This is a genomic window from Verrucomicrobiota bacterium (assembly GCA_016871535.1).
Classification (GTDB): domain Bacteria; phylum Verrucomicrobiota; class Verrucomicrobiia; order Limisphaerales; family SIBE01; genus VHCZ01.
In genome coordinates, this window is the sequence record VHCZ01000331.1 from 1 (window position 1) to 6,147 (window position 6,147).

Here is a 6,147-nt window from a genome sequence, read left to right on the forward strand (position 1 = left end):
ACCAGGATGCCCTAATTCTTCGCTGTGGTGCGACAAAGGGGCGAAACCGCCATCAGACCTGTCCCACAGTTGCCCCTGGCACACTTCCCCCGCTTCACCCGCACCTGGCCGCTTCACCGGAGATATTCCCAAATCCTCGCCTAAGGATTTTGAAAACGAGTCTTGAGCCGGTGGGCGTGGCATTTTCGATAGACGCGATTCAATACGAAATCTATTGAACCGCGACGTTGGCACGCCCCGAACTGGCCGCATCGCAAGGATGGTTTTGAAGATTTAGGCGAGGAACATGGATGGAGTTGACCGGCGTGTATGCGCTGACGATAATGACGACGCGGGTTTGGAAACCAACCACATCGAGTGGGTGCCGCGCGACGGCACTCGGAAACCCTGAGCCGAGAACGGCTGAACATAAACGATACATTCATATCACGAGCAGCTCCCGCCATGATTGGAGCCCTGCTACTGGCGGCGCTTCCTTGGTCACACGCCGATATGGCGGGTGAGACCTCCTTCGAGGAGCGTCGGGCCGGGCTGGTCGCCAGGCATGATAAGAACGGCGACGGGCGGCTTGACGCCTCCGAGCGGGAGCAAATGAGGCTTGCGCTGAAGACCGAGCGGCTCGAGCGAGGTTCGCGCGGAAGTTCGGAAGTTCCAGCCGAAGTGCTGGCCGATTACGACACAAACAAGGACGGCACCATGGAGGATTCCGAGTGGGCCAGCGCGCGCGTTGCCGAGCAGGCGATTCTCACGCGGCAATTCGACGCCAACAAAGATGGATCGCTCGATGCCTTGGAGCTTGACGCCATGATGCACTTCATTCGCACGAAGAAGGTGCGTTACGCGCGTGATTACTTCGCTTACATGCTGAAATACGACAAGAACGACAACGGCCGATTTGATGGCGAAGAGTACGCCACCGCCCAATCCACGGAGGCAGCGGCGGTCAGAATGGCTTATGACACCAACGGCAATCGCCTGCTTGATGCCGGAGAATTGGCGAAGTTGAGGGCGGACCTCGGAAAGGGACTCATTCCTGGTTTTTTCGCCCGATTCGCGCAGGAGACTGCACGGGGTGGAAAAACAGGCGGCTACCTTGAGGAGCAGAAAAAGGCGCTGGAGTTCGACATCAATCGCGATGGCCTGGCAAGCGAGGATGAAGTCAACCGCGCCCGCGAAGCCAGGAAGGCATCGAAGTAACATCCCAATCGAGTTTCCCCATGCGTTCACACGTTATTTCCGAGAATTCCCGCTGTGATCGAATGCATTGGTTTTCCAGCCGTTGGGCGCGATTCCTTTGCTGCCTTGTTGTGATTGCGACGTTATCGATGCAACGAGGTTACGGGCAGGACAACCGACCCGCTCAAGCTCCCGACCCGGCCGGACCTCCTTCAACTCCCGCCGGAAAGCAGCCAAAACAGGCCGGTCTTTCCGGGAACGAAGCAGCGGAAGTCAAGTTGAGCTCGAAGCGGGGATTTTACGATGCTCCGTTCAGCCTGGCCCTCAGCACCAAGTCGGGCGATGCCACCATCCGTTATACCCTCAACGGATCCGAGCCGACGATGCACCACGGCTTCACTTACCAAACTCCCATCAGTATCTCGCGCACCACTGTGCTGCGCGTGACAGCCTTCGAACCGGGGGGCAGGCCCGGCAAGATCAAGACTCACACTTTTGTGTTTCCCAGGGATGTGATCCGCCAATCTCCCGATGGTCTGCCGCCCGAAGGTTTTCCCTATCTGTGGGGCAAGAACCAGGTGCGGTACGGCATGGATCCACGGATCGTCAACGACCCTCGGTTCCGCGATGAGATCGTCGCCGGTCTGAAAGCGCTGCCCAGTTTCTCAATTGTCACGGACATGGACAACATGTTCGGCGAAAAGCGCGGCATCTATTCCAACCCCGGCGAGCAGGGCAAGGAATCCGAACGCCCGTGTTCGGTCGAGATGTTGCATCCTGACGGAGAACAAGGATTCCAGATTGACTGCGGCATTCGCATTCGGGGTGGCTTCAGTCGTTTGCCAGTGAATGCCAAACACGCTTTCCGACTGTTCTTCCGCAAAGAGTACGGAGAAGCAAAGCTGGAATACCCGTTGTTTGGAAAGACCGGGGCGCGGAAGTTTGACAGCCTGGATTTGCGCACGTTCCAGAATTACTCGTGGAGTTTGTGCGCAGACCCGCGGGCGACCTTCTTGCGCGATCAGTTCAACCGCGACCTGCAGCTCGCGATGGGACAGCCGGCCGCGTGCGGGGAGTTTTGCCATCTCTACATCAACGGCCATTACTGGGGCCTCTACAACACTTGCGAACGGCCTGAAGCGTCCTTCGGCGAAACGTATTTGGGCGGAAAGAAGTCCGATTACGATGTTGTCAAGGTGGACTCGGGCTTCACCACCCGGCAGAGCACCTACAACTTGATTTCCACCGACGGTGACATGGAAGCCTGGACGCGGCTCTACAATCGCGCGGCTGCCGGGCTGACCGACAACACCAACTACTTTGCCCTGCAGGGCCGAAATCCAGACGGGACACGCAACCCCACGTTGGAGACGCTGCTGGATGTGGACAACCTCATTGATTACATGCTGATCATTTTCTGGGGTGGAAACCTGGATGCGCCAATCAGCTCGTTTGGCGGCAATCGCACGCCCAATAACTACCACTCGATGCGGCGCCGGGGAGGCGATGAAGGATTCAAGTTCTTTGTGTGGGACGCCGAGCATACGCTGCTGGATGTCGGGACGGATCGCACCGGCCCGTTCCACACAGGAGTGAAGCTCGGCACCAGCAGTCCGCAATGGCTCTGGCAGCAATGTGTCGAGAACGCCGAGTTCCGCCTGCGCGTCGCGGATCGAGTTCACCGGCATTTTTCACCCGGCGGTGTTCTGCATCCCCTGTCGCTCGGAGAACGCTTTCGTGCCCGCGCCCGGCATATCGAGTCGGCGGTCATCGCCGAGTCTGCCCGCTGGGGCGACGTCAAGCACACGTTCCCCATGGAGCCGGTCCCTCCGCGTGTTGACCAGGACGGCAATCCGCTCACCGGTCCGTTCAATCGGGACGACGATTGGCGGCGCGAAATCAACCGCCTGGTCAATGACTACCTTCCCAAGCGGAGTGGCATCGTTCTCGGGCAACTATTTGCTCAGGGCCTGTTGCCCGACTTGGATCCACCTCAGTTCCGTCGCGAAGCCGCTGACGCGTCGCGGGTGACGTTGCGTTCTGGAGCCGCACGCGCGGAAATTTACTTCACGACGGATGGAAGTGACCCGCGGCTGGAGGGAGGGAAGGTGTCTCCAAGGGCCAGAAAATTCGAAAGCCCGATTTCTCCGCCCACAAATGAATCCCTGCTCCGCGCCCGCGCCCTTCTCAACGGCGACTGGAGCGCGCTCGCCACGTTGCAGTAGGGTGAAGTCCCGAGGTCCGTCCCCTCAACGACAGGGTCAGCGGAGCGTTTCAAGCTGTCCGCGAGGTTTTACGAATCCCAATGCAGGCATCCCCTGTTTCCACCTCGAGAATCTATTCCACCGTCATTTCGACGAGATTGGAGAAGACGCGGGTGATTGTTCCGGTTCGCCCCGCGGAAGCGCGGAACGTCACATTTCCCGGGATTGGCCGATTGAGCGCGACTCGCACCGTGTAGTAGCCGTCGCCGGCGACCTCGTCTCCGTTCGTTCCGTCGTCGTACATCCTCGGCGCCGCCAACGTCCATAAAGGGGTCTTGATATCGACTCATGAACCGCCCGCGGCGTCACGTCGTGTCGAAGTCCTCAGCTCACCTTTGCTCCGCCAAACGACGAATCGTTTCGCCCGAAAGCGCCCGACGAACCAGCTAAAGGGGTCAGTCCCACATATTGACACGGTTGCCCTGTTTGGGCAGGCTTCGGCGCATGGCACGCAAGCTCCGAATTGAAGTATCCCGGCGCGATTTACCACCTGATGAATCGTGGCGACCGGCGGGAAGAGATATTCCACGATGACCGGGATCGGGAGTTGTTTGTCGCCACGCTGGCGGAGGCGTGCGCGAAAGCTGATTGGCAGGTGCAGGCCTATTGTCTCATGGAGAATCACTTTCATCTGGTGATGGAGATGCCCAAGGGCAATTTGGTCGCCGGAATGAAGTGGTTTCATCGGCACCTACACGGCACGGTTCAACCGGCGGCACAAACTCTTCGGGCACCTGTTCAGCGGCCGTTACAAGGCGTTAGTGGTGGACGCCAGCAGTCCCGGCTATTTGCGGACGGTGTGCGAATACGTGCATCTGAATCCGGTGCCTGCCTGTGCCGCACGGCAGACAGGCAGGCCAAGTTGCTGTGCCCGGAGGAACCGCTGCGGGCGTATCGGTGGAGCAGTTATCCGGCGTATCTGGAGCGGCCCGGGCGGCGTCCGGCGTGGCTGCGGGCCTGCCTACCGGCAGGCAGGTGGAGCGGGTGTTGGGGGAGATGGGGATTCCGCAGGACAGCGCGGCCGGGCGCCAGCAGTTCGAGCGGGTGATGGAGGAGCGGAGGGCGCAGGACGACCCGGAGGAGTATGGGCGGATTCGGCGGGGCTGGTGCTGGGGTGAGGAGGCGTTTCGGAAGGAGTTGCTGGCGCAGGTGGAGGAGCGGCGCGGGGCGTCGCATTACGGCGCGGAGTTGCAGGAAAGCGCGGCGCAGAAGGCGGAGCGGCTGGTGCGTGAAGGGCTCGCCAAGCTGGGATGGACGGAGGCGGAACTGGCCGCGCGGAAGAACGGTGACAAGTCGAAGTTGAAGCTGGCCGTGAAGTTGCGGGCGGAGACGACGACCTGCCTGCCGGCAGGCAGGTGACCTTGCAGTGGATTGCCGCCCGGTTGCAGATGGGGACGGGCGCGAGTTTGTCGAATCTGCTGTCGGCGCAGCGGCTGGGACAAGGATAGCGTCAATATGTGGGACTGACCCCTTTTGGGACGACCTTCCATCGATAATCGCCGGGCGGAACCGTGACGCCGCTATCGTCCTTTAAATCCCACGGTTCGGCGTTGTTACCGGCTTGGCGAGGCACCTGAGCGAAGAGGTTGCGAACTCGTCGGCCGTGGGAGTCGTCGATCACCAGAGCCGCTTCGCCGGCGCGCGGCAACGAGTAGGAAATCGCGACGGGCGGTGGCGTTTCCGTCGTGCTCGGCGCCGCGGCGGAAGCCTGTGCGCAGGTGATGAGGAGCCATGCCGCGAATGAGACGAGGGGCTTCATGAAGGTAGCGGCTGACTGCTGGGGCCCATGCCGCCATGACCAGGCGGCGCGAGCAACCAGGACAAAATGAAGATTCGCTTCATGGCGGATTGCGTGGCCGAACTCTGCCCGTTGTCGTGGCGAGAAAACAACCGCCCGGTGGGATGCTGACTGAACTCGTGAAAGCACCTGGCCCGTTGCCGTGGACCGCAGGAAAACAACGCGCAACCCCTCGTAGAACCAACTCGCCAACCGCCGCCGCCGGCTTCATGCTCGCCAGCAAATGGCCCGCAAACCGAGCACCGAGACCGCAACCGCCATCATCGGCCTCGAGGCCGACATCGGCAAAGAACACGCCGACACCTTTCGCCGCGACCTCCACCCCGTCCACTCTTGGAACTAACCACCCCATGTTCGAACAAGCCTTCCGCAACATCGACGACGCCCTCCGCAAGGAAGCCGGCTGCGCCACGGAGCTCGACTACGCCGAGCAGACCTCCTGGCTGCTCTTCCTGAAATACCTCGACGGCCTTGAACAGGACCGCGCCACCGAAGCGCAACTGGAAGGGAAGAAATACACCTACCTCCTCGAAAAACCCTACCGCTGGGACGTGTGGGCCGCGCCCAAGGACAAATCCGGCCAGCTCGACCACAACACCGCCCTCTCCGGCGATGACCTCCGCGATTTCGTCAACCAAAAGCTCTTTCCCTACCTCCATAAGTTCAAGGACCGCGCCGCCGGCCCGAACACCATCGAATACAAGATTGGCGAGATCTTCGGAGAGCTGAAAAACAAGATCACCAGCGGCTACAACCTCCGCGAGATCATTGACCACGTCGATGAGCTGCGCTTCCGCTCCCAGACCGAGAAGCACGAGCTGAGCGCGCTCTACGAGGAGAAGATCAAGCGCATGGGCAACGCCGGGCGCAACGGCGGCGAGTATTACACCCCGCGCCCGCTGATCCGCG

Annotated in this window: 7 protein-coding genes; 5 read left to right on the forward strand and 2 right to left on the reverse strand. The window is 60.7% G+C overall.

Annotation, left to right across the window (positions count from 1 at the left end):
- The first annotated feature begins 444 nt into the window (after positions 1–444).
- Positions 445–1,197 (forward strand): hypothetical protein, encoded by a 753-nt coding sequence (locus tag FJ398_25255; GenBank protein MBM3841201.1) that lies wholly within the window; start codon positions 445–447, stop codon positions 1,195–1,197.
- 20 nt (positions 1,198–1,217) lie between these two features.
- Positions 1,218–3,401: a hypothetical protein gene (locus FJ398_25260; protein MBM3841202.1), complete on the forward strand. Its 2,184-nt coding sequence runs from the start codon at positions 1,218–1,220 to the stop codon at positions 3,399–3,401.
- 112 nt (positions 3,402–3,513) lie between these two features.
- On the opposite strand, the gene FJ398_25265 is transcribed toward FJ398_25260, so the two are convergent.
- On the reverse strand, positions 3,514–3,699 hold the full coding sequence (locus FJ398_25265; GenBank protein ID MBM3841203.1) for a hypothetical protein: 186 nt from the start codon (positions 3,697–3,699) through the stop codon (positions 3,514–3,516).
- Positions 3,700–3,933: 234 nt separating this feature from the next.
- Between FJ398_25265 and FJ398_25270 the strand changes: the two genes are divergently transcribed.
- Together FJ398_25270 and FJ398_25275 are read left to right on the forward strand one after the other, a co-directional pair.
- Positions 3,934–4,488 (forward strand): hypothetical protein, encoded by a 555-nt coding sequence (locus FJ398_25270; GenBank protein ID MBM3841204.1) that lies wholly within the window; start codon positions 3,934–3,936, stop codon positions 4,486–4,488.
- Positions 4,488–4,799, forward strand: coding sequence for a hypothetical protein (locus tag FJ398_25275; GenBank protein MBM3841205.1), 312 nt, complete (start codon positions 4,488–4,490; stop codon positions 4,797–4,799). Before FJ398_25270 ends, FJ398_25275 begins: the two co-directional genes overlap by 1 nt.
- 91 nt (positions 4,800–4,890) lie before the next feature.
- Here the strand turns inward: FJ398_25275 and FJ398_25280 are convergent, their stop codons facing one another.
- Complete coding sequence (locus FJ398_25280; protein MBM3841206.1) at positions 4,891–5,199, reverse strand: hypothetical protein; 309 nt, start codon at positions 5,197–5,199, stop codon at positions 4,891–4,893.
- 389 nt (positions 5,200–5,588) lie between these two features.
- Here FJ398_25280 and FJ398_25285 point away from each other — a divergent pair.
- Positions 5,589–6,147, forward strand: a 559-nt coding sequence (locus tag FJ398_25285; GenBank protein MBM3841207.1) for an SAM-dependent DNA methyltransferase, incomplete at its 3' end; no start/stop codon positions are given.

Excerpts from the sequence above, each read along its gene's own strand:
- FJ398_25255 (MBM3841201.1), top strand. The coding sequence starts at position 445 with ATGATTGGAGCCCTGCTACTGGCGGCGCTTCCTTGGTCACACGCCGAT.
- FJ398_25260 (MBM3841202.1), top strand. The coding sequence starts at position 1,218 with ATGCGTTCACACGTTATTTCCGAGAATTCCCGCTGTGATCGAATGCAT.
- FJ398_25270 (MBM3841204.1), top strand. The coding sequence starts at position 3,934 with ATGAATCGTGGCGACCGGCGGGAAGAGATATTCCACGATGACCGGGAT.
- FJ398_25275 (MBM3841205.1), top strand. The coding sequence starts at position 4,488 with ATGGAGGAGCGGAGGGCGCAGGACGACCCGGAGGAGTATGGGCGGATT.
- FJ398_25280 (MBM3841206.1), bottom strand. The coding sequence starts at position 5,199 with ATGAAGCCCCTCGTCTCATTCGCGGCATGGCTCCTCATCACCTGCGCA.